At 59.8% G+C, this 22880-nt stretch carries 19 protein-coding genes; 12 read left to right on the top strand and 7 right to left on the bottom strand.

What is annotated here, in order from left to right; genetic code table 11:
• Window positions 1-7: 7 nt before the first annotated feature.
• The 4 genes from frr to rpsB form a co-directional block, all read right to left on the bottom strand.
• Entirely contained in the window at window positions 8-565 is a 558-nt protein-coding gene (gene frr, locus CKW32_RS02950) for a ribosome recycling factor (protein ID WP_016974404.1), read from the bottom strand.
• Window positions 562-1305, bottom strand: a complete 744-nt coding sequence (gene pyrH, locus CKW32_RS02945) for a UMP kinase (protein ID WP_003189161.1) — start codon at window positions 1303-1305, stop codon at window positions 562-564. The genes frr and pyrH overlap by 4 nt, the downstream gene beginning before the upstream one ends.
• Window positions 1306-1516: 211 nt before the next feature.
• Window positions 1517-2380, bottom strand: coding sequence for a translation elongation factor Ts (gene tsf / locus CKW32_RS02940; protein WP_032891654.1), 864 nt, complete (start codon window positions 2378-2380; stop codon window positions 1517-1519).
• A gap of 192 nt (window positions 2381-2572) precedes the next feature.
• A complete protein-coding gene (rpsB, locus tag CKW32_RS02935; protein ID WP_003189158.1) occupies window positions 2573-3310 on the bottom strand; it encodes a 30S ribosomal protein S2 in 738 nt (245 codons plus the stop codon).
• 387 nt (window positions 3311-3697) lie between these two features.
• Between rpsB and map the strand changes: the two genes are divergently transcribed.
• The 3 genes from map (at window position 3698) to dapC (ending at window position 8601) form a co-directional block, all read left to right on the top strand.
• Window positions 3698-4480: a type I methionyl aminopeptidase gene (gene map, locus CKW32_RS02930; protein ID WP_032891656.1), complete on the top strand. Its 783-nt coding sequence runs from the start codon at window positions 3698-3700 to the stop codon at window positions 4478-4480.
• A gap of 64 nt (window positions 4481-4544) precedes the next feature.
• Window positions 4545-7247, top strand: a complete 2703-nt coding sequence (locus CKW32_RS02925; RefSeq protein WP_032891658.1) for a [protein-PII] uridylyltransferase — start codon at window positions 4545-4547, stop codon at window positions 7245-7247.
• Window positions 7248-7401: 154 nt separating this feature from the next.
• Entirely contained in the window at window positions 7402-8601 is a 1200-nt protein-coding gene (gene dapC / locus CKW32_RS02920) for a succinyldiaminopimelate transaminase (RefSeq protein WP_095184005.1), read from the top strand.
• A gap of 9 nt (window positions 8602-8610) precedes the next feature.
• Here dapC and CKW32_RS02915 read toward each other — a convergent pair whose 3' ends face one another.
• Window positions 8611-10254 (bottom strand): Na+/H+ antiporter, encoded by a 1644-nt coding sequence (locus CKW32_RS02915; RefSeq protein WP_095184004.1) that lies wholly within the window; start codon window positions 10252-10254, stop codon window positions 8611-8613.
• A gap of 225 nt (window positions 10255-10479) precedes the next feature.
• Here CKW32_RS02915 and CKW32_RS02910 point away from each other — a divergent pair, with 225 nt between their 5' ends.
• The 4 genes from CKW32_RS02910 (at window position 10480) to CKW32_RS02895 (ending at window position 13589) form a co-directional block, all read left to right on the top strand.
• Entirely contained in the window at window positions 10480-10842 is a 363-nt protein-coding gene (locus tag CKW32_RS02910) for an ArsC family reductase (protein ID WP_032891665.1), read from the top strand.
• A gap of 32 nt (window positions 10843-10874) precedes the next feature.
• Window positions 10875-11909, top strand: a complete 1035-nt coding sequence (gene dapD / locus CKW32_RS02905) for a 2,3,4,5-tetrahydropyridine-2,6-dicarboxylate N-succinyltransferase (protein WP_032891666.1) — start codon at window positions 10875-10877, stop codon at window positions 11907-11909.
• A 64-nt stretch (window positions 11910-11973) separates the two neighbouring features.
• Window positions 11974-13179, top strand: a complete 1206-nt coding sequence (locus tag CKW32_RS02900; RefSeq protein ID WP_095184003.1) for an aminotransferase class V-fold PLP-dependent enzyme — start codon at window positions 11974-11976, stop codon at window positions 13177-13179.
• The gene (locus tag CKW32_RS02895; protein ID WP_095184002.1) at window positions 13176-13589 is read left to right on the top strand and encodes a SufE family protein; all 414 of its coding nucleotides are present in this window, start codon (window positions 13176-13178) and stop codon (window positions 13587-13589) included. Before CKW32_RS02900 ends, CKW32_RS02895 begins: the two co-directional genes overlap by 4 nt.
• Before the next feature lie 108 nt (window positions 13590-13697).
• Here CKW32_RS02895 and tcdA read toward each other — a convergent pair whose 3' ends face one another.
• Window positions 13698-14507 carry a tRNA cyclic N6-threonylcarbamoyladenosine(37) synthase TcdA gene (tcdA, locus tag CKW32_RS02890; protein ID WP_065877359.1) on the bottom strand — a complete coding sequence of 270 codons (810 nt, stop codon included), beginning with the start codon at window positions 14505-14507 and terminating at the stop codon, window positions 13698-13700.
• 217 nt (window positions 14508-14724) lie between these two features.
• Here tcdA and CKW32_RS02885 point away from each other — a divergent pair, with 217 nt between their 5' ends.
• The 4 genes from CKW32_RS02885 (at window position 14725) to CKW32_RS02870 (ending at window position 19819) form a co-directional block, all read left to right on the top strand.
• Window positions 14725-17316, top strand: a complete 2592-nt coding sequence (locus tag CKW32_RS02885) for a glycosyltransferase (RefSeq protein ID WP_032891673.1) — start codon at window positions 14725-14727, stop codon at window positions 17314-17316.
• A gap of 111 nt (window positions 17317-17427) precedes the next feature.
• Window positions 17428-18579: a succinyl-diaminopimelate desuccinylase gene (dapE, locus tag CKW32_RS02880; RefSeq protein ID WP_095184001.1), complete on the top strand. Its 1152-nt coding sequence runs from the start codon at window positions 17428-17430 to the stop codon at window positions 18577-18579.
• A complete protein-coding gene (locus tag CKW32_RS02875; protein WP_032891677.1) occupies window positions 18579-19388 on the top strand; it encodes a putative RNA methyltransferase in 810 nt (269 codons plus the stop codon). Before dapE ends, CKW32_RS02875 begins: the two co-directional genes overlap by 1 nt.
• 53 nt (window positions 19389-19441) lie before the next feature.
• A complete protein-coding gene (locus CKW32_RS02870) occupies window positions 19442-19819 on the top strand; it encodes a hypothetical protein (protein ID WP_032891679.1) in 378 nt (125 codons plus the stop codon).
• A 145-nt stretch (window positions 19820-19964) separates the two neighbouring features.
• Here the strand turns inward: CKW32_RS02870 and CKW32_RS02865 are convergent, their stop codons facing one another.
• Window positions 19965-20174: a cold-shock protein gene (locus tag CKW32_RS02865; RefSeq protein WP_032891681.1), complete on the bottom strand. Its 210-nt coding sequence runs from the start codon at window positions 20172-20174 to the stop codon at window positions 19965-19967.
• Window positions 20175-20358: 184 nt separating this feature from the next.
• Here CKW32_RS02865 and plsB point away from each other — a divergent pair, with 184 nt between their 5' ends.
• Complete coding sequence (plsB, locus tag CKW32_RS02860) at window positions 20359-22863, top strand: glycerol-3-phosphate 1-O-acyltransferase PlsB (RefSeq protein WP_095184000.1); 2505 nt, start codon at window positions 20359-20361, stop codon at window positions 22861-22863.
• Window positions 22864-22880: the final 17 nt, after the last annotated feature.

Here is a 22880-nt window from a genome sequence, read left to right as displayed (position 1 = left end):
CTGACCCTTATACGGCCATCAGGTCCTTTTCTTTTTCTTCCGTGGCCTTGGTGATCTGGGCCTCGGCATCTTTGGTCAGCTTGTCGATATCAGCGACGGCACGACGCTCTTCGTCTTCGCTGATCTCCTTGTCCTTAACCAGTTTCTTCAGGTCACCCAGGGCATCACGACGGATGTTGCGCACAGCAACGCGTGCATCTTCAGCCGCGCTACGTGCCTGCTTGGTGAAGCCCTTGCGGGTTTCTTCGGTCAAGGCAGGCATGGAGATCAGCAGCAGTTCGCCAAGGTTGGTCGGATTGAGGTTCAAGCCGGCACTCTGAATCGCCTTGTCGACCGCAGCGAGCATGTTGCGCTCGAAAGCCACGACTTGCAGGGTGCGCGAATCTTTAACGGTAACGTTTGCCACGCCGCTCAGCGGAGTGTCAGCGCCGTAGTAAGGCACCATCACGCTACCCAGAATACTCGGGTGCGCCTTGCCAGTACGAATCTGGCCGAATGCATGGCTCAAAGATTCCAGGGATTTCTGCATACGCGCTTGGGCGTCTTTCTTGATTTCATTGATCATTGTTGGCCTTCCTCGATCAGAGTCCCTTCCGCGCCGCCGTGTACGATATTCAGCAGGGCGCCGGGCTTGTTCATATTAAATACGCGCAGCGGCATCTTGTGGTCGCGGCACAGGCAAATAGCCGTCAGGTCCATGACACCCAGCTTGCGATCCAGCACTTCATCGTAGGTCAGATGATCGAACTTCTCGGCATGCGGGTCTTTGAATGGGTCTGCGGTGTACACACCGTCTACCTTGGTTGCCTTCAAAACCACGTCAGCGTCGATTTCGATGGCACGCAGGCACGCCGCCGAATCAGTGGTAAAGAATGGGTTACCGGTACCAGCGGCGAAGATCACCACTTCTTTTGAGTTCAAATGGCGCATGGCTTTGCGACGATCATAGTGATCGGTCACACCCACCATGGAAATAGCCGACATCACGATAGCCGAGATATTGGCACGCTCCAGGGCATCACGCATCGCCAGGGCGTTCATCACAGTGGCCAGCATGCCCATGTGGTCGCCAGTGACCCGATCCATACCGGCCGCACTCAGCGCCGCGCCACGAAACAGGTTACCGCCGCCGATCACCAAGCCGACTTGCACGCCGATACCAACCAGTTGGCCGACTTCCAGCGCCATGCGGTCGAGCACCTTGGGATCGATCCCGAACTCTTCCGAGCCCATCAGGGCCTCGCCGCTGAGCTTGAGTAGAATGCGTTTATAGCGAGCCTGATAACCACTGCCCTGCTGAGCCATTGCGAATCTCTCCTGCGGCGTATTTTTTAAAAATTCTTGGCGAGCCGTTTACGGCTTGCGTTCACTCTAGCTGGACGCTCTCACAGCGCCATCGGAACACGGCTTTGTAAGCCAGTTCCGAGGGTAAGCCAAATTAATTCGGCCTGCCCATTTGAAAAGAGGCTGCGCGCGTGAGCGGGCAGCCTCTTTCGGGCGACAGTTGAAAACTGTCTTATTGCTTGGCGGCAGCCAGCTGGGCAGCAACTTCTTCAGCGAAGTTGTCGACCGGCTTCTCGATACCGTCGCCTACTTTGAAGTAAGTGAAGGAAACGATTTCAGCACCGGCTTTCTTAGCCAGTTCGCCAACCTTGATTTCAGGGTTCTTAACGAACGCCTGCTCAACCAGGCTTGCTTCGGCCAGGAACTTGCTGATACGGCCTTTGACCATATTTTCAACAATGTTTTCTGGCTTGCCTTTGATTTTTTCTTCGTTCAGCTGCAGGAACACAGCCTTTTCGCGCTCGATCGCTTCGGCAGAAACTTCCGAAGGCAGCAGGAACTCTGGGTTGCTGGCCGCTACGTGCATAGCGATGTCTTTAGCCAGCTCAACGTTGCCACCCTTCAGGACGACTGCAACACCGATCTTGTTACCGTGCAGGTAACCACCAACAACGTCACCTTCAACGCGTACCAGGCGACGGATGTTGACGTTTTCGCCAACTTTGCCGACCAGTACCAGGCGTGCAGCTTCTTGTGCTTCGATCAGCGGAGCGACGTCAGTCAGTTTGTCGTCGAACGCTTTATCAACGCTGGCAGCAACAAATGCCTTGAAGTCGTCTTGCAGAGCCAGGAAGTCGGTCTGCGAGTTCACTTCCAGCAGAACAGCAGATTTGCCGTCTTCTTTCAGAGCGATAGCGCCTTCAGCAGCCACGTTGCCTGCTTTCTTGGCAGCCTTGATTGCGCCGGAAGCACGCATGTCATCAATTGCTTTTTCGATGTCGCCGTCAGCCTTTTCCAGGGCTTTCTTGCAATCCATCATGCCTTCGCCGGTACGCTCACGCAGTTCTTTAACCAACGCTGCAGTAATTGCTGCCATTTTCAAATTCCTCTTGGATAGGTTTTCAACCATTCCACCCGATCGAACGGGGGATCAATTCTTCCCGAACCACCCTTGTAGGCCGCTGCACGTTACAGATGATGTAGCTGCGCTGCGCACAAATGGTTTTCGAGGGGGCAAAAAGGGGGCCAAGCCCCCTTTTTGCTTACTGAGTCAACGCCAGGGCGTCAATTACTCAGCTGCGGCTACCGGAGCTTCTTCAACGAACTGCTCGGTACCACCAGCAACGTGGTTGCGACCACGGATTACAGCGTCAGCCATCGAACCCATGTACAGCTGGATAGCGCGGATTGCGTCATCGTTGCCTGGGATGATGTAGTCAACGCCTTCCGGGCTGCTGTTGGTATCGACTACGCCGATAACAGGGATGCCCAGCTTGTTGGCTTCGGTGATCGCGATGCGCTCGTGATCAACGTCGATAACGAACAGTGCGTCAGGCAGACCGCCCATGTCCTTGATACCACCCAGGGAACGATCGAGCTTTTCCAGGTCACGGGAGCGCATCAGCGCTTCTTTCTTGGTCAGCTTGGCGAAAGTACCGTCTTCGGCTTGCACTTCAAGGTCACGCAGACGCTTGATGGAAGCACGGATGGTTTTGAAGTTGGTCAGCATGCCGCCCAACCAGCGGTGATCGACGTACGGCGAACCGCAACGTGCTGCTTCTTCAGCAACGATCTTGCCAGCGGAACGCTTGGTGCCGACGAACAGAATCTTGTTTTTGCCCTGGGCCAGACGTTCTACGAAAGTCAGAGCTTCGTTGAACATTGGCAGGGTTTTTTCAAGGTTGATGATGTGGATCTTGTTACGCGCGCCGAAAATGTATTTACCCATTTTCGGGTTCCAGTAACGGGTCTGGTGACCGAAGTGCACACCGGCCTTCAGCATATCGCGCATATTGACTTGGGACATGATAGTTCCTTAATAAGTCGGGTTTGGCCTCCACGTATCCCAATGACCAACCAGCGGCATCAAGGCCTCCGGCACCCAGGTCATCGTGTCGACACGTGTGTGGATTTAAGCTCTTCGGGGCATCCCCGGAAAGCGGCGCATTTTATACCACACGAAGGGCGAAAACGAAACCCGCAATCACATTTGGCGTGCGCGGCTTATGCGCAACCCTTTGAATAGAGCGGATATAGCCCCACCTTATAGAGAGAAGCGATCGTCAGGGGCTCATGATTTGCCGCCCGCGTCTGTTAGAATCGCGTTTTTTGGGGCTTTTGCGAATTCTGTAACCTTTTGTCGCGCGCCCGTAAACCGTATTGATTTCAGCGCTTCGCGCTAGAGAGAGCCTGTATGACCGTTAGTTTGAAAACCGCCGAAGACATTGCCGGCATGCGCATTGCCGGCAAACTGGCTGCCGACGTGCTGGAAATGATTGCCGAGCACGTCAAGCCGGGCGTCACCACGGACACCCTCAACCAGATCTGCCATGACTATATCGTCAATGTGCAGGGTGCCATTCCTGCGCCGTTGAATTACAAGGGCTTCCCCAAGTCAATCTGCACGTCGATCAACCATGTGGTCTGCCACGGTATTCCGTGCGACAAACCCCTGAAGGACGGCGACACCCTGAACATCGACGTCACCGTGATCAAGGATCGCTACTTCGGCGATACCAGCCGCATGTTCCACGTCGGCACCGTGCCGGTCTGGGCCGAACGCCTGTCCCAAGTCACCCAGGAATGCATGTACAAGGCGATCGAAATCGTCAAACCCGGCTGCCGCCTGGGCGATATCGGTGAAGTGATCCAGAAGCACGCTGAAAAGAACGGCTTCTCGGTGGTACGTGATTTCTGCGGCCACGGCATCGGCACCGTGTTCCATGAAGAGCCACAGATCCTGCACTACGGCCGCGCCGGCACCGGCATGGAGCTCAAGGCAGGCATGACCTTTACCATCGAGCCGATGATCAACCAGGGCAAAGCCGACACCAAGGTGCTGGGCGACGGCTGGACCGCCATTACCAAGGACCGCAAGCTTTCGGCGCAGTGGGAACACACCCTACTGGTCACCGAAACCGGCTACGAGATCTTCACACTGCGCGCCGACGATACGATCCCACGCGTTTCAGCCTGAAGGTTGCCCAGGTTTTCCCAAAGCGTGTTGTGACTGACTGATAGATAGAAAGGAAAGCCGATCGATGCCCCAGGTGGATCCCGAACTCTTCGACCGTGGCCAGTTCCAGGCCGAATTGGCCCTGAAGGCAAGCCCCATCGCCGCCTTCAAGAAGGCGATCCGCCAGGCCCGTGAAGTACTCGACGAGCGCTTTCGTAGCGGCCGCGACATCCGCCGGCTGATCGAGGACCGTGCCTGGTTCGTCGACAACATCCTTCAAAAGGCCTGGGAACAGTTCAACTGGAGCGAAGACGCCGACATCGCCCTGGTGGCCGTTGGCGGCTATGGCCGTGGCGAACTCCACCCCTACTCCGATATTGACCTGCTGATCCTGCTGGACAGCGCCGATCATGAGATCTTTCGCGATTCCATCGAGCGTTTTCTGACACTGCTGTGGGACATTGGCCTGGAAGTCGGCCAGAGCGTGCGCTCGGTGGACGAGTGCGCCCAAGAGGCCCGCGCCGACCTCACCGTCATTACCAACCTGATGGAAAGCCGCACCATCGCCGGCCCAGAGCGCTTGCGCCAGCGGATGCTGGAAGTCACCAGCACCGCGCATATGTGGCCGAGCAAGGACTTCTTCCTGGCCAAACGCGCCGAGCAGAAAGCCCGGCACCACAAGTACAACGACACCGAATACAACCTGGAGCCCAACGTCAAAGGCTCGCCCGGCGGGTTGCGCGACATCCAGACGATTTTGTGGGTCGCCCGTCGCCAGTACGGCACGCTTAACCTGCGCGCCCTGGCCGGCGAAGGTTTTTTGGTAGAGAGCGAAAACGCCCTGCTGGCCTCGTCCCAGGAATTCATTTGGAAAGTGCGCTACGCCCTGCACATGCTCGCCGGGCGCTCCGAAGATCGCCTGCTGTTCGATCACCAGCGCTCCATCGCCACGCTGCTGGGCTTTGAGGGCGAGGACGCGAAGACCAGCATCGAAAGCTTCATGCAGCAGTACTATCGGGTGGTGATGAGCATCGCCCAGCTCAGCGACCTGATCATCCAGCACTTCGAAGAAGTGATCCTGGCCCCCGAGGATGAGGCGCCGCCGCAGCCGATCAATGCGCGTTTCCAACTGCACGACGGCTATATTGAGGCGCGCAACGACAACGTGTTCCGCCGCACCCCATTCGCCATGCTGGAAATCTTCGTATTGATGGCCCAGCAGCCGGAAATCAAAGGCGTGCGCGCGGATACTATCCGCCTGCTGCGGGAAAACCGTCACTTGATCGACGATGATTTTCGCAACGACATCCGCAACACCAGCCTGTTTATCGAGCTGTTCAAGTGCAAGATCGGTATCCACCGCAACCTGCGCCGCATGAACCGCTACGGCATCCTGGGGCGCTACCTGCCGGAGTTCGGCTTTATCGTCGGGCAGATGCAGCACGACCTGTTCCACATTTATACAGTGGATGCGCACACCCTTAATCTGATCAAGCACCTGCGTAAGTTGCAGTACACCCAGGTGTCAGAGAAATTCCCGCTGGCCAGTAAGCTTATGGCCAAGCTGCCCAAGCCGGAGCTGATCTACCTGGCCGGCCTGTACCACGACATCGGCAAGGGCCGGCATGGCGACCACTCGGAAGTCGGCGCGGTCGACGCCGCAGCCTTCTGTCAGCGCCACCAGTTGCCGCAATGGGATAGCCGCCTGATCGTCTGGCTGGTGCAGAACCACCTCGTGATGTCGACCACCGCACAGCGCAAGGACTTGTCCGACCCGCAGGTGATCCACGATTTCGCGCAAGCTATCGGCGATGAAACCCGCCTCGACTACCTCTACGTGTTGACCGTTTCCGACATCAACGCCACCAACCCGACACTGTGGAACTCGTGGCGCGCCAGTCTGTTGCGCCAACTGTACACAGAGACCAAGCGCGCCCTGCGCCGTGGTCTGGAGAACCCGGTGGACCGCGAAGAGCAGATCCGCCGCACCCAAAGCGCGGCCCTGGATATTCTGGTGCGCGGCGGCAACGATCCGGATGACGTCGAGCAACTGTGGTCGCAACTGGGTGACGATTACTTCTTGCGCCACACCGCCGGCGATGTGGCCTGGCACACTGACGCGATCCTGCAGCAGCCCGCCGATGGCGGCCCGCTGGTGCTGATCAAGGAAACCACCCAGCGCGAATTCGAAGGCGGCACGCAGATCTTCATCTACGCGCCCGACCAGCACGACTTCTTTGCCGTGACGGTAGCGGCCATGGACCAGCTCAATCTGAACATCCACGATGCCCGGGTGATCACTTCCAGCAGCCAGTTCACCCTCGACACCTACATCGTGCTCGATACCGAAGGCGAGTCCATCGGCGACAACCCGACGCGGGTGAAAAAGATCCGCGAAGGCCTCACCGAAGCCCTGCGTAACCCGGACGACTATCCAACGATCATCCAGCGCCGGGTGCCGCGCCAACTGAAGCACTTTGCCTTTGCGCCCCAGGTGACCATCTCCAACGATGCGCAGCGCCCAGTGACGGTGCTGGAACTCAGCGCACCGGATCGCCCAGGCCTGCTGGCGCGGATCGGCGGGATTTTCCTGGAGTTCGACCTGTCATTACAAAATGCCAAGATTGCGACCCTGGGCGAGCGTGTGGAAGACGTGTTCTTTATTACCGACGCCGACAACCAGCCGCTGTCCGACCCGGAACTGTGCCGCCGTTTGCAGGAGGCTATCGTCCAGCAGTTGAGCGTGACCCAAGAGCCCGGTGTCGAGCTGACGCGCCTGACGTTTTGAACGGGGCTTATATGGGAGAGGGCTTACCCCCAAAAGCAGCGGATCAGAAACCTATTAGCTGACTGACACACCTTAAACGGGAGCAAGCCCCCTCCCACAGTTGGACCTGCAGCGCCCGACAGACCGCATTACCAATGAATTGAACGAGAGTCTCATGAACAACGCCCTGAACCAGTTGCAGCCCTACCCGTTCGAGAAATTGCGCGCCCTGCTGGGCAGCGTCACACCCAACCCGGACGAGCGCCCGATTGCCCTGTCCATTGGTGAACCCAAGCACAAATCGCCCACGTTCGTGGCCGAGGCACTGAGCAGCAACCTTGATCAGATGGCGGTGTACCCCACCACCCTGGGCATCCCGGCACTGCGCGAGGCCATTGGCGCCTGGTGTGAACGTCGCTTCAACGTGCCCAAGGGATGGCTTGACCCAGCGCGCAATATCCTGCCGGTCAACGGCACCCGCGAAGCACTGTTCGCCTTCACTCAGACCGTAGTCAACCGTGGCGACGATGCACTGGTGGTCAGCCCGAACCCCTTCTACCAGATCTACGAAGGCGCCGCGTTCCTTGCCGGTGCCAAGCCGCACTACCTGCCATGCCTGGATGAGAACGGCTTCAACCCGGACTTCGACGCCGTGACACCAGACATCTGGAAACGCTGCCAGATCCTGTTCCTGTGCTCCCCCGGCAACCCGACCGGCGCACTGATCCCGGTTGAGACCCTGAAAAAACTGATCGCCCTGGCCGACGAACATGACTTCGTCATCGCCGCCGACGAGTGCTACAGCGAGCTGTACTTTGACGAACAAACCCCGCCGCCGGGCTTGTTGAGCGCCTGTGTTGAACTGGGTCGCCAGGATTTCAAGCGCTGCGTGGTATTCCACAGCTTGTCCAAACGCTCCAACTTGCCGGGCCTGCGCTCTGGTTTCGTGGCCGGTGATGCCGAGATCCTCAAGGCCTTCCTGCTGTACCGCACCTACCACGGCTGCGCGATGCCGGTGCAAACCCAACTGGCGAGCATTGCCGCCTGGCAGGACGAAGCGCACGTACTGGCCAACCGTGACCTGTATCGCGAGAAATTCGAAGCCGTGCTGACCATCCTCAAGCCGGTGCTGGATGTACAAAGTCCCGACGGTGGCTTCTACCTGTGGCCAAATGTGAATGGCGACGATGCCGCGTTCTGCCGCGACCTGTTCGTTGAAGAACACGTCACCGTAGTCCCAGGTTCGTACCTGTCGCGGGAAGTGGATGGCGTCAACCCTGGGGCTGGCCGCGTACGCCTGGCGCTGGTCGCACCGCTGGCCGAGTGCGTGGAAGCGGCTGAACGGATTCGGGATTTCATTCAGCGTCGTCGGTAAGCAATCGGGTCATTTCACCTGGCCCAGATTCGCCTCACTCATATCCAGCTCTCCCAACACCTCCCTCAAGACGTCATCACCAATCTGGTGATGACGGCTCAAGCTGTACAACTCCAAACGTTGCGCGCGCAGGGCCTTGAGCCGCAGTTTTCGCTCAAGCAGGTCCATGTGCCTCGCCAGCGCCTGGGCCTCGGCGGAGTCGTTGAACACCTCCAACTGATGACGATATTCCGACATCAGCCGCGCCTTGAGCTCCGCCGCCAGGGCCGCCTGTGCGGCGTCGGAGGTTTCCGACTCTACGGGCTCTTCCGCCTCCAGTGCATGAATCGCTGCCACGGCAGTCTTTTTCCACGCCTCCCGCACTTCCTTATGACGCTTCTCATCGGGGCTCTTTTCGATACCGCGCAGCAACAGTGGCAAGGCAATGCAGGCGGCGACCAGTGATAGCAGGATCACCCCGGCCGCGATAAAGATCAGCAAATCACGCTCAGGAAAATCTTTGCCTGGCGCCAACAGCAAAGGCACCGACATCACACCCGCCAGGGTCACCGCACCGCGCACACCGCCGACCGTCAAGAGCCAACAGGATCGGGCGGTTGGCACCAACGTCAGATCACTTTTCCCTCGCAGGCGCCGCAATAACCCCGACAGCCTCCAGATGCTCTGCACCCAGATAAAACGCAGCACCACCAGCACCAGGAAAATCGCAATCACATCCAGGCAGCGGTAAAACAGGGTCGGCCATAGCGTAGCTTCATGGCTCACCACGGCTTTGATGATGTCCGGCAGTTGCAATCCCAGCAGCAGGAAGATCAAGCCATTGAAGGCAAACTCCAGCAACGACCAGACGCTGCGGTTAAGCAGCCTTGTGCTGGTCTGGCGTGGCAGCAGGTCCAGCCAGCTTTGCATCATGCCCGCCGCCACTGCCGACAAAATCCCTGAGGCGCCCAACCGTTCAGCCAATACATAAGCGGCAAACGGCAACAGCAACATAAACACCACATGAGTCGCCGGATCGTCCCAGCCCCGCGCAATCATCCATGCACGCAGGCGGCCGACCAGCCAACTCAACGCCACACCGATCGCCAGGCCACCGACGGCCACCAACACGAAGGTCAAGCTCGCATCGGCCAGGGAGAACACGCCGGTCAGTGCCGCTGCCAAGGCAAACTTGAAGGTCACAAGGCCCGACGCATCATTCATCAAGGCTTCGCCCTGGAGCATATGCATCAATGGCGTGGGCAAACGATTCTGGGAAATGGCCGACACTGCCACCGCATCCGTCGGCGACAATACGGCCGCCAGGGCGAAGGCCACCGGTAACGGGATCGTAGGCAAAATCCAGTGAATGAAGTATCCGGCGCCGACTACCGTGAACAGCACAAGGCCCACGGCCAGCGTCAGAATCGGGCCCCGCAGACGCCACAATTCGCGTTTGGGCATGCGCCAACCGTCGGAAAACAACAAAGGTGGCAAGAACAGGAACAGGAACAGTTCAGGGTCCAGCGCCACATGCAGACCCAGCGTTGGCCAGGCCAACAAGGCTCCGGCGGCAATCTGCACCAGCGGCAACGGCAGAGGAATGACACGTCCGACCAGACGCGAAACGCTGACCAGCATCAGCAGGATAAGAACGGTGTAGGCGGTTTGCATAACGCGGGTTTCCCGGACGATCGACTTGCAACGACACACATCAGGCAACAACTGGCAGTTGAAGTGCCATATTACCCAGCTATGTTACGCGGCTATGCCACGCACTGGCTTTTGCACATAAGTCGCACAAAGCCGTGGGTCCTGCTGACGAGCGGCACCCAAACCCGCTGGTCGTGGCATAATCCCGGACCTTTCGTTTTGAGCATCCTAAAAGGGGGCAATTCCTTGACCGCTTCAAGCAAAACGTTGCACCTTTTCGGCATCAAAGCCTGCGACACCATGAAAAAAGCGCGCACCTGGCTCGATGAGCATGCTGTGAGCTATGAGTTCCACGACTACAAAACGGTCGGTATCGACCGCGAACACTTGACCCAATGGTGCAACGAGCACGGTTGGCAGGTGGTTTTGAACCGTGCGGGCACCACCTTTCGCAAACTCGAAGACGAACGCAAAGCCGATCTCGATCAGTCGAAAGCCATTGAATTGATGCTCGCGCAACCTTCGATGATCAAGCGCCCGGTGCTTGATCTCGGTGACAGAACCCTGATTGGCTTCAAGCCAGAAAGTTATTCGGCGGCCCTCAAGTAGGCCAGCCCTTCCATTTTTGTAGAGGTAATAGCATGTCCCATTCCCTGTTCAGCCTGGGCTTCGGCGTCGGCACTCAGAACCGCCAAGGTGCTTGGCTGGAAGTTTTTTACGCACAACCGCTGCTCAACCCATCGGCTGAAATCGTCGCGGCCATCGCGCCGATCCTCGGTTACTCCGAGGGTAACCAGGCGATCACCTTCACCGTGACCCAGGCCCTGCAACTGGCCGACGCGCTCAAAGGCGTCGACGCCACACAAGCCGCCCTGCTGAGCCGCCTGGCAGAAAGCCACACGCCTCTGGTCGCCACCCTGCTGGCCGAAGACGCCGCGCTGACCTCCACGCCTGAGGCCTACCTCAAGCTGCACCTGCTGTCCCACCGCCTGGTCAAGCCTCACGGCCTGAGCCTGGCTGGCGTGTTCCCGCAACTGCCGAACGTGGCCTGGACCAGCCAGGGCGCGATCGACATCAGCGAACTGGCCGAACGCCAGCTGGAAGCACGCCTGCGTGGCGAGTTGCTGGAAGTGTTCTCGGTAGACAAGTTCCCGAAAATGACCGACTACGTCGTCCCGGCCGGCGTGCGTATTGCTGACGCGGCACGTATCCGCCTGGGCGCCTACGTAGGCGAAGGCACAACGGTGATGCACGAAGGTTTCGTCAACTTCAACGCTGGCACTGAAGGCCCGGGCATGATCGAAGGTCGTGTATCGGCTGGCGTATTCGTTGGCAAGGGCTCGGACCTGGGCGGCGGCTGCTCCACCATGGGCACCCTGTCGGGCGGCGGCAACATCGTGATCAAGGTCGGCGAAGGCTGCCTGATCGGCGCCAATGCCGGTATCGGTATCCCGCTGGGCGACCGCAACACCGTGGAATCGGGTCTGTACGTCACCGCCGGGACCAAGGTTGCGCTGCTGGATGAGCAGAACCAACTGGTCAAAGTGGTCAAGGCGCGCGAGCTGGCCGGCCAACCGGACCTGCTGTTCCGCCGTAACTCCGAGACCGGTGCAGTGGAGTGCAAAACCCACAAATCGGCCATCGAACTGAACGAAGCGCTGCACGCTCACAACTAAGCAGCCACTCGATGCCACTAGCGGGCCCCGACCCTGGGGCTCGCTTATACGAGTTTTGAACACCATGCTAGTGCCCTCCCCCTGGCGCGCCGACTTTCCGGCCATCGCCGCCCTGCAACGGCAAGGCCAGACCTATCTGGACAACGCCGCCACTACACAAAAACCCCAAGCTCTGTTGGATGCCATCAGCCATTACTACGCCAATGGCGCAGCCAATGTGCACCGGGCCCAGCATTTGCCGGGGGCCCATGCGACACAGGCCTTCGAGGACAGTCGCAGCAAGGTGGCGCAGTGGTTGAATGCAGGTGACACCGGGCACATCGTGTTTACCCACGGCGCGACCTCTGCGCTGAACCTCCTGGCCTACGGCCTCGAGCACTTATTCAATGCGGGCGATGAGCTTGTCATCAGCGCCCTGGAACACCACGCCAACCTGCTGCCCTGGCAGCAACTGGCCAAACGTCGCGCGCTCACACTGGTGGTATTGCCACTCGGTGATGACGGCGTGATCGACCTGCAAGCCGCCGCCGAGTTGATCGGTCCGCGCACCCGCCTGCTGGCGGTGAGCCAGCTGTCCAACGTGCTTGGTGCCTGGCAACCGCTGCAAACCTTACTGGATTTGGCCAAGCCACACGGTGCCCTGACCGTGGTCGACGGCGCCCAGGGCATCGTCCACGGTCGTCACGACGTGCAAGCGCTGGGATGCGACTTCTACGTATTCTCCAGCCACAAGCTCTACGGCCCGGACGGTGTCGGCGTGCTCTTTGGCCGCAACGAGGCTCTGCATCACCTGCGCCACTGGCAGTTTGGCGGTGAGATGGTGCAACAGGCGGATTACCACAGCGCCAGCTTCCGTCCAGCACCGCTGGGGTTCGAGGCAGGTACTCCGCCGATAGCCAGCGTGATTGGCTTGGGGGCAAGCCTGGATTATCTGAGCTCGCTGGATCAGCAAGCGGTAACCGCCCACGAGGCGGCCCTGCATGACTACCTGTTGCGCGGCCTGAAGGCGCGCAATGGCGTGCGTGTGCTGGGTTCGCCGCAGGTGGCGCTGGTCAGCTTTGTGGTCAAGGGCGTGCATAACGCCGACCTTGCGCACCTGCTGACCGAGCAGGGCATTGCTGTACGCGCAGGCCATCATTGCGCGATGCCGCTGCTCAAGGCGATGCAGCTGTCGGGGGCGATCCGCGTTTCCCTGGCGCTGTATAACGACTCCGACGACCTCGAGCGCTTTTTTGAAGCGCTGGACCAGGCGCTGGATATGTTGCGATGAGCTTGCCGGTGGATGCGGTGGCTGCGCTGGAAGCCTTCCAAGCCGTAGGAAGTTGGGAGCAACGTGCTCGCTTGCTGATGCAGTGGGGTGAGCGTCTGCCGCCTTTAGCGGATGATGAAAAGGTCGACGCCAACCTGGTACAGGGCTGCGAAAGCCTGGTGTGGTTGGTGGGGCACTTAGACCAAGGTCATTGGCAATTTGCCGCGAGCAGCGATGCGCGGATGATCCGTGGTTTGGTGGCATTGCTGCTGGCGCGGGTCAATGGGTTGTCGGCGGACGAGTTGCAGGCAGTCGACTTGCCTGACTGGTTCAATCAACTCGGGCTTTCCCGCCAACTGTCGCCGTCGCGCAGCAATGGCTTGAATGCAGTCCTGCAGCGTATGCGAACGCTAAGCCATACACAGGACTAAATGTGGGAGGGGGCTTGCCCCCGATAGCGGTGGATCAGTCAGCTTATTCAGTGGCTGACACTCTGCAACCGGCCCCTCCCACCTTTGAACTGTGTAAAGTTCTGAGATTCAGGCGGGTTTGACACGCTCGGAAGGCCTACGCACCCCAGCCACAATCTTGTCCACCGCCTTGGTCGCCGCCACCATGCCAAAGGTCGCCGTCACCATCATCACCGCGCCAAACCCGCCCGCGCAGTCCAGCTTCACCCCATCCCCCACAAAACTTTTTTGCAGACAAATGCTGCCGTCCGGCTTGGGATAACGCAGTTGCTCGGTGGAAAACACGCACGGCACGCTGTAATGACGGGTCACGGTGCGAGAGAAGCCGTAGTCACGACGCAAGGTGGAGCGCACCTTTGAGGCCAAGGGATCGTTGAAGGTGCGGTTCAGGTCGCACACTTGGATCAGCGTCGGATCAATCTGCCCACCGGCGCCGCCGGTGGTGATGATTTGGATCTTGCGGCGTTTGCACCACGCAATCAGCGCGGCCTTGGCGTTGACGGCGTCGATACAGTCGATCACGCAATCGATGTTCGGCGTTATGTATTCGGCCATGGTGTCGCGGGTCACGAAATCCGCCACCGCGTGCACAGTGCAATCCGGGTTGATACCGCGCAGGCGCTCGGCCATCACCTCGACCTTGGGCTTGCCCACAGTGCTGTCCAGGGCGTGCAACTGCCGGTTGCTGTTGCTGACGCAGACATCGTCCAGGTCAAACAGCGAAATCTCGCCGACCCCACAACGGGCCATGGCTTCCGCCGCCCAAGAGCCCACACCGCCGACGCCGACGATCGCCACATGGGCCGCCTTCAAGCGTTCCAGGCCTTCAATGCCATACAAGCGGGCGACGCCTGCAAACCGCGGATCTTCTGTACTCATGACCATTACCCCAAAAACCGGCGCGCATTATGGACTACCGAGCGACAAGTACGAAGCAACAAGCTACAAGTAAAGAACTTAGATGGCCTTTCGCTGACTAACGTCCGGCTTTTCTCTGTCTGCTGTACGCTCGGGGAAAGGCCGGTGTAGGATGCGCGCCGTTCGGTGCAGGCCGACACCTCTTTTCGTTCCACACCCTTTGGAACCCGACATAACCATGGCATCGCGTAAATTTGGACTCAACCTGGTGATCGTGCTGGCAATTGCAGCGCTATTCACCGGCTTCTGGGCGCTGGTCAACCGCCCGGTCACTGCTCCCAACTGGCCTGAGCAAATCTCCGGTTTTTCCTACTCGCCGTTCCAGCAAGGCCAGTTCCCGCAGAAAGACCAGTACCCCACTGACGAACAGATGCGTCAGGACCTTGCGATCATGAGCAAGCTGACGGACAACATCCGCACCTACTCGGTCGACGGCACACTGGGGGATATCCCCAAGCTGGCGGAAGAGTTCGGCTTGCGCGTCACCCTGGGGATCTGGATCAGCCCAGACCTGGAGCGCAACGAACGCGAGATCCAGCGCGCCATTGAGATCGCCAACAGCTCGCGCAGTGTCGTGCGCGTGGTGGTCGGCAACGAAGCCTTGTTCCGCGAAGAAATCACCCCCGAGGCACTGATCGTGCTGCTGGACCGGGTGCGCGCCGCGGTGAAGGTACCGGTGACCACCTCCGAGCAATGGCACATCTGGGAAAAGAACCCGCAACTGGCCAAGCACGTCGACCTGATCGCCGCGCACATTTTGCCGTTCTGGGAATACATTCCGATGGACAAGGCCGGCCAATACGTACTCGATCGCGCCAGGGACCTGAAGAAATTGTTCCCGAAAAAGCCACTGCTGCTATCGGAAGTTGGCTGGCCGAGCAACGGCCGCATGCGCGGTGGCAACGAAACGTCCCCGGCAGACCAGGCGGTGTACTTGCGCACCCTGGTGAACAAGCTCAATCGCCAGGGCTACAACTACTTTGTGATTGAGGCCTTCGACCAGCCGTGGAAAGTCAGCGATGAAGGCTCGGCCGGCGCCTACTGGGGCGTTTACAACGCCGCGCGCCAGCAAAAATTCAACTTTGAAGGTCCTATTGTCGCCATCCCGCAATGGCGCGTACTGGCCATCGGCTCGGTGGTGCTTGCCCTGCTGTCCCTGACCCTGCTGATGATCGACGGCTCGGCCCTGCGCCAGCGTGGCCGGACGTTCCTGACCTTTATCGCATTCCTTTGCGGCTCGGTACTGGTGTGGATCGGCTACGACTACAGCCAGCAATACAGCACTTGGTTCAGTGTCACCGTGGGTATCCTCCTGGCGCTCGGCGCCCTCGGCGTATTTATTGTGTTGCTGACCGAGGCCCACGAACTGGCGGAAGCAGTCTGGACTCACAAGCGTCGCCGTGAATTCCTGCCGGTTGAAGGGGATTCGGACTACCGCCCGAAAGTGTCGATCCACGTGCCGTGCTACAACGAGCCGCCGGAGATGGTCAAACAGACCCTCGACGCCCTGGCCGCGCTGGATTACCCGGACTACGAAGTCCTGATTATCGACAACAACACCAAAGACCCGGCTGTTTGGGAACCGGTGCGCGACTACTGCGAAACCCTCGGCCCGCGCTTCAAGTTCTTCCACGTCGCGCCCCTGGCCGGTTTCAAGGGTGGCGCGCTGAACTACTTAATCCCGCACACCGCCAAGGATGCTGAAGTGATCGCGGTGATCGACTCGGACTACTGCGTGTCGCCGAACTGGCTCAAGCACATGGTGCCGCACTTCGCCGACCCGAAAATCGCCGTGGTGCAGTCGCCGCAGGACTACCGCGACCAGAACGAAAGTACCTTCAAGAAGCTCTGCTACGCAGAATACAAAGGCTTCTTCCACATCGGCATGGTTACCCGTAACGACCGCGACGCGATCATCCAGCACGGCACCATGACCATGACCCGTCGCTCGGTGCTCGAAGAACTCGGCTGGGCCGACTGGTGCATCTGCGAAGACGCTGAACTGGGCTTGCGGGTGTTCGAGAAAGGCCTGTCGGCGGCGTATTACCACGACAGCTACGGCAAGGGCCTGATGCCCGATACCTTTATCGACTTCAAGAAACAGCGTTTCCGCTGGGCCTATGGCGCGATCCAGATCATCAAGCGTCACACCGCCAGCCTGCTGCGCGGCAAGGACACGGAGCTGACCCGTGGCCAGCGCTACCACTTCCTCGCGGGCTGGTTGCCGTGGGTGGCGGACGGTATGAACATCTTCTTCACCGTCGGCGCGTTGTTGTGGTCGGCGGCGATGATCATCGTGCCGACGCGGGTCGATCCGCCGCTGCTGATTTTCGCGATCCCGCCGTTGGCGTTGTTCGTGTTCAAGGTGGGCAAGATCATCTTCCTGTACCGCCGTGCCGTGGGCGTGAACCTCAAGGATGCGTTCTGCGCCGCCCTGGCTGGCCTGGCGCTGTCCCACACCATCGCCAAAGCGGTGCTGTATGGCTTCTTCACCACCAGTATTCCGTTCTTTCGTACGCCGAAAAACGCGGATAACCACGGCTTCTGGGTCGCGATTTCCGAAGCCCGCGAAGAAATGTTCATCATGCTGCTGCTGTGGGGGGCTGCGCTGGGGATCTACCTGGTGCAAGGCCTGCCAAGCAATGACATACGTTTCTGGGTGGTGATGCTGCTGGTGCAATCGCTGCCGTATGTGGCGGCGTTGATTATGGCGTTCCTGTCGTCGCTGCCAAAACCGGCAGCCGCGTCTGAGCCAGCGCCGGCCGCGTAAAAACTTGCGCAATGCACTAAACGGCGGCCTCTGGTCGCCGTTTTGCTATAAGATAACGGCCGTTTTGTCCGCCCGCCCTGCTCTTCCAAACATGCTTTCCGGAGTTTTCCCATGACGGCCCATGCCGACCTTTCGCCGACCCTTCAACTTGCCATCGACCTGATCCGTCGCCCCTCGGTCACACCGATCGACGCCGATTGCCAGAAGCTGATGATGCAGCGCCTGGGCGACGCTGGTTTTGCGCTGGAGCCGATGCGCATCGAAGACGTGGACAACTTTTGGGCTACCCACGGTAAGCACGAAGGTCCGGTGCTGTGCTTCGCCGGTCACACTGACGTAGTGCCGACCGGCCCGATACAGGCCTGGCAGAACGACCCGTTTGACGCGCTGATCGACGAAAACGGCATGCTCTGCGGGCGTGGCGCAGCCGACATGAAAGGCAGCCTCGCCGCGATGCTGGTGGCTTCGGAACGTTTTGTAGCCGACTACCCGGACCATAAGGGCTCGGTTGCCTTCCTGATCACCAGCGATGAAGAAGGCCCGGCGCACCACGGCACAAAAGCCGTGATCGAACGCCTGGCCGCGCGCAAAGAGCGCCTGGACTGGTGCATCGTCGGCGAACCGTCGAGCACCACCCTGGTAGGTGATGTGGTCAAGAACGGCCGTCGCGGCTCCCTCGGCGCTACGCTGACCGTACGCGGCGTGCAGGGCCATGTGGCCTACCCGCACCTGGCGAAGAACCCGATCCACCTGGCCGCACCGGCCTTGGCGGAATTGGCCGCCGAGCATTGGGACAACGGCAACACCTTTTTCCCGCCGACCAGCTTCCAGATCTCCAACCTCAATTCCGGCACTGGCGCCACCAACGTGATCCCCGGTGACCTGACGGCGGTGTTCAACTTCCGTTTCTCCACCGAATCCACCGTCGAAGGCCTGCAGCAACGCGTTGCAGCCATCCTCGACAAACATGGCCTGGACTGGCATGTGGAATGGGCGCTGTCGGGCCTGCCGTTCCTCACCGAACCAGGCGCTTTGCTCGACGCCGTGTCTGCCAGCATCAAGGCGATCACCGGTCGCGAGACCCTGGCGTCCACCAGCGGCGGTACGTCGGATGGCCGCTTCATCGCCACCCTCGGCACCCAAGTGGTCGAGCTGGGCCCGGTCAACGCGACGATCCATCAGGTCAACGAGCGCATCCTCGCCAGCGACCTCGATGTACTGACCGAAATTTATTACCAGACCCTGATCAAGTTGCTCGCCTGATGCTCGCTTGTCCCATTTGCAGCGCCCCGCTCAACGCGGTCGAAAACGGCGTAGCCTGCCCGGCCGGGCACCGGTTCGACCGGGCTCGCCAGGGTTACCTGAACCTGTTGCCGGTGCAGCACAAGAACAGCCGCGATCCGGGCGACAACCTGGCCATGGTCGAAGCACGCCGTGACTTCCTCAACGCCGGGCATTACGCCCCGGTGGCCAAGCGCCTCGCCGAACTGGCGGCTGAACGCGCACCGCAGCGCTGGGTCGACATCGGCTGTGGTGAGGGTTACTACACCGCGCAGATCGCCGATGCCTTGCCCCACGCCGACGGCTATGCCCTGGATATTTCCAAGGAAGCGGTCAAGCGTGCGTGCAAGCGCAACCCGAAGCTGACCTGGTTGATCGCCAGCATGGCACGCGTGCCGTTGGCCGACGCCAGCTGCCAGTTCCTCGCCAGCGTGTTCAGCCCGTTGGACTGGCAGGAAGCCAAACGCCTGCTCAGCCCCGGCGGCGGCCTGATGAAAGTCGGTCCTACGAGTGGCCACCTGATGGAGCTGCGCGAGCGTCTGTACGATGAAGTGCGCGAGTACACCGACGACAAACACCTGGCTCTGGTGCCAGACGGCATGAGCCTGGCGCACAGTGAAACCCTGGAGTTCACCCTGAGCCTGGCCGACCCCAAGGACCGCGCCAACCTGCTGGCCATGACACCCCACGGCTGGCGCGCCAGCGCCGAGCGCCGTGCCGAAGTGATCGAGGCTGCCGAGCCGTTGCTGGTCACCGTGTCGATGCGTTACGACTATTTCGTGCTTCAATAACCGACTTTAAGTATCCGCGAATGGATTTTCGAATCCCGCAACGAGGAATATCCATGCGCCAACCCGATATCGAGATTTACCTGAAGGACGCCGACGTCGACTACAAGGCCATCGCCGCCTGGCTGGGCGCCGCCCTGGGCCCGTGCACCGACTGGGTCCAGCGTGGCCAGACCTACAAGTGCAAGGCCGGTGACGTGCCGGTCACCTGGCTGCCCAAGGCTGTAGGCAAATGGAACAGCCTGTATCTGGAAAGTGACCAGACCCCGTGGGACGACGACATCGCCTGCGCCCGCGCCGCGTTTGCTGCACTGAACGTTGAAGTGCGCTGCGCGCCGGGGACGTGGGTCGAGGAAGAAGGTGAGGAAAGCGCCGACACCTGGATTCGCATCAGCGCAGACGGTGAAGAGCAGATCACCTGGAAAACTGCCTGAGCCTGAGCGGTAAACCGCAATCAACATGTGGGAGGGGGCTTGCCCCCGATAGCGGTGTATCAGCCAATGTGTTCAGTGACTGACACTCTGCAATCGGGGGCAAGCCCCCTCCCACATGGGTTCTGCGGTGTAACAAAAACCCGTATTACAAACCGACCACATCCTCCGCCTGCAAGCCCTTCTCGCCGGTCACCACGGCGTATTCCACCTGCTGGCCCTCGGCCAGGGAGCGGTGGCCATCACCGCGAATAGCGCGGTAGTGCACGAACACATCCTTGCCATCTTCACGCTGAATAAAGCCATAGCCCTTTGCATCGTTGAACCACTTCACATTGCCGGTTTCGCGCGTTGCCATCTGTCTTACTCCCACGTACGTTTTTTTATTGTTGAGTCAGTCGCGTTGAACTGCCGAGTATAAGACAGGCTCAAAAACGATCAACTCAAGTTTACATCGCTGCTTTTTTGCCGATTTTCGGCGAATACGGCACACTACGCGCCCGAGCGCCTGCTCGGTTTTTTCCACTTGAAGCAGCTCGCCTATGACCCGCTCCCCGTTCCGCCGTCTGGTGTTTGGCACCTTGCGCCGACTGTTGTACCTCTGGGTTCGCTCGGAAACGATCAACCAGTCGTCCCTTACCCTCAACCTGGACCGCAGCCGGCCGGTGTTCTACGTCCTGCAATCGCCCTCCATCACCGAATTGGCGGTGGTCGATGCCGAGTGCACCAAGGCCGGCCTGCCGCGCCCGGTGCTGCCAGTATCGGTTGGCCCGTTGATGGAGCCGGCGGCGTTCTTCTACCTCACGCCTGAACCGGACTGGCTCGGCCGTCAGGACAAGCGCGGCGCGCCGCCCACCCTGACTCGCCTGGTCAACACCCTGAGCGAACACGCCGAAGAGAATGCACAAATCATTCCGGTCAGTGTGTTCTGGGGCCAAACCCCGGCGAGCGAGTCCAGCCCGTGGAAACTGCTGTTTGCCGACAGTTGGGCCGTCACCGGCCGTCTACGCCGTCTGTTGAGCATCCTGATTCTTGGTCGCAAGACCCGTGTGCAATTCTCCGCGCCCATCAACCTGCGTGAATTGATCGAGCACAATAAAGGGCACGAACGCACTGTGCGCATGGCCCAGCGCATCCTGCGTGTGCACTTTCGTAACCTGAAGACAGCCGTAATCGGCCCCGACCTGTCTCACCGCCGCAACCTGGTCAAAGGCCTGGTGAATATGCCGCTGGTGCGTCAGGCGATCCTGGATGAAGCCGAACGGGAAAAAATCAGCCCCGAAAAAGCCAAGGCCCAGGCCCTGCGCTATGGCAACGAAATCGCCTCGGACTACACCTACACCGCGATCCGCTTCCTCGAAGTGGTGCTGAGTTGGTTCTGGAACAAAATCTACGACGGCATCAAGGTCAATAACATCGAGGGCGTGCAAAAGGTTGCCCAAGGCTACGAGGTGATTTACGTGCCTTGCCACCGCAGCCATATCGACTACCTGCTGCTGTCCTACCTGCTGTTCAAGAATGGCCTGACCCCGCCGCATATCGCCGCGGGCATCAACCTGAACATGCCGGTGATCGGCAGTTTGCTGCGCCGTGGCGGGGCGTTTTTCATGCGCCGCACCTTCAAAGGCAACCCGCTGTACACCTCGGTGTTCAACGAATACCTGCACACCCTGTTCACCAAGGGTTTCCCGGTTGAGTACTTCGTCGAAGGCGGACGCTCGCGTACCGGGCGCATGCTGCAACCGAAGACCGGGATGCTGGCGATCACGCTGCGCAGTTTCCTGCGCTCCTCGCGTATGCCGATTGTGTTTGTGCCGGTGTATATCGGCTATGAACGCGTGCTGGAAGGCCGGACCTACCTCGGAGAACTACGCGGCGCGAGCAAGAAGAAGGAGTCGATCTTCGACATTTTCAAAGTGGTCGGCGCGCTCAAGCAGCGTTTTGGCCAGGTCGCGGTCAACTTCGGCGAGCCGATCAAGCTGGCGGAATTCCTCGACAGCGAACAACCCGACTGGCGCACACAGGAACTGTCCCCGAACTACAAGCCGGCGTGGCTCAACGAAACCACCAACCGCCTCAGCGAGCGGGTGGCCCGCCACTTGAACGAAGCGGCGGCGGTGAACCCGGTGAACCTAGTGGCCCTGGCGCTGCTGTCCACCACACGCCTGGCGTTGGACGAACAGGCCATGGCCCGCCAATTGGACCTGTACCTCGCGCTGCTGCGCCGCGTGCCTTACTCACCCCACACCACTCTGCCCGAGGGGGATGGCCTGGCGCTGATCAAGCACGTCAAGGACATGGACCTGCTGTCAGAACAGAGCGACGCCCTCGGCAAGATTGTCTACCTGGACGAGCAGCACGCCGTCCTGATGACCTACTACCGCAACAACGTGCTGCACATCTTTGCCCTGCCGGCGCTGCTGGCGAGTTTTTTCCAGAGCAGTTCGCGGATGAGCCGCGAACAAATTCTGCGCTACACCCACGCGCTGTACCCATACCTGCAATCGGAGCTGTTTATCCGCTGGTCGCTGGAGGAGTTGGACACTGTCGTCGACCAGTGGCTGGAAGCCTTTGTCGAACAAGGTCTGCTGCGCTTCGAAAACAACGTGTACTTGCGCCCGGCGCCAAGCTCGCGGCAATTCGTACTGCTGACGCTGCTGTCCAAGAGCATCGCCCAGACCCTGCAACGCTTCTACATGGCAATCTCGCTGCTGCTCAACAGCGGCCAGAACACCATCAGCGCCGAAGAGCTGGAGGACCTGTGCACGATCATGGCCCAGCGCCTGTCGATCCTGCATGGCCTCAATGCCCCGGAGTTCTTCGACAAGAGCCTTTTCCGACACTTCATCCAGACGCTGCTGGAACAAGATGTGCTGCGTCGCGATGAGGCCGGCAAACTGAGTTATCACGATCTGCTCGGCGAACTGGCAGAAGGCGCGGCCAAACGGGTGTTGCCGGCTGAGATTCGCCTGTCGATTCGCCAGGTGGCCCTGCATCGTGTTGATGGCGCAGCCGAACAACCGGATGAGCCTGAAGAAACCCGCTAGATTGAATAAGGCGCCAG

The organism is Pseudomonas sp. Irchel 3H9 (genome assembly GCF_900187495.1).
Lineage (GTDB): Bacteria > Pseudomonadota > Gammaproteobacteria > Pseudomonadales > Pseudomonadaceae > Aquipseudomonas > Aquipseudomonas sivasensis.
Note: the sequence above shows the minus strand (reverse complement) of the source record. Positions and strands in the feature narration are given on the sequence as shown.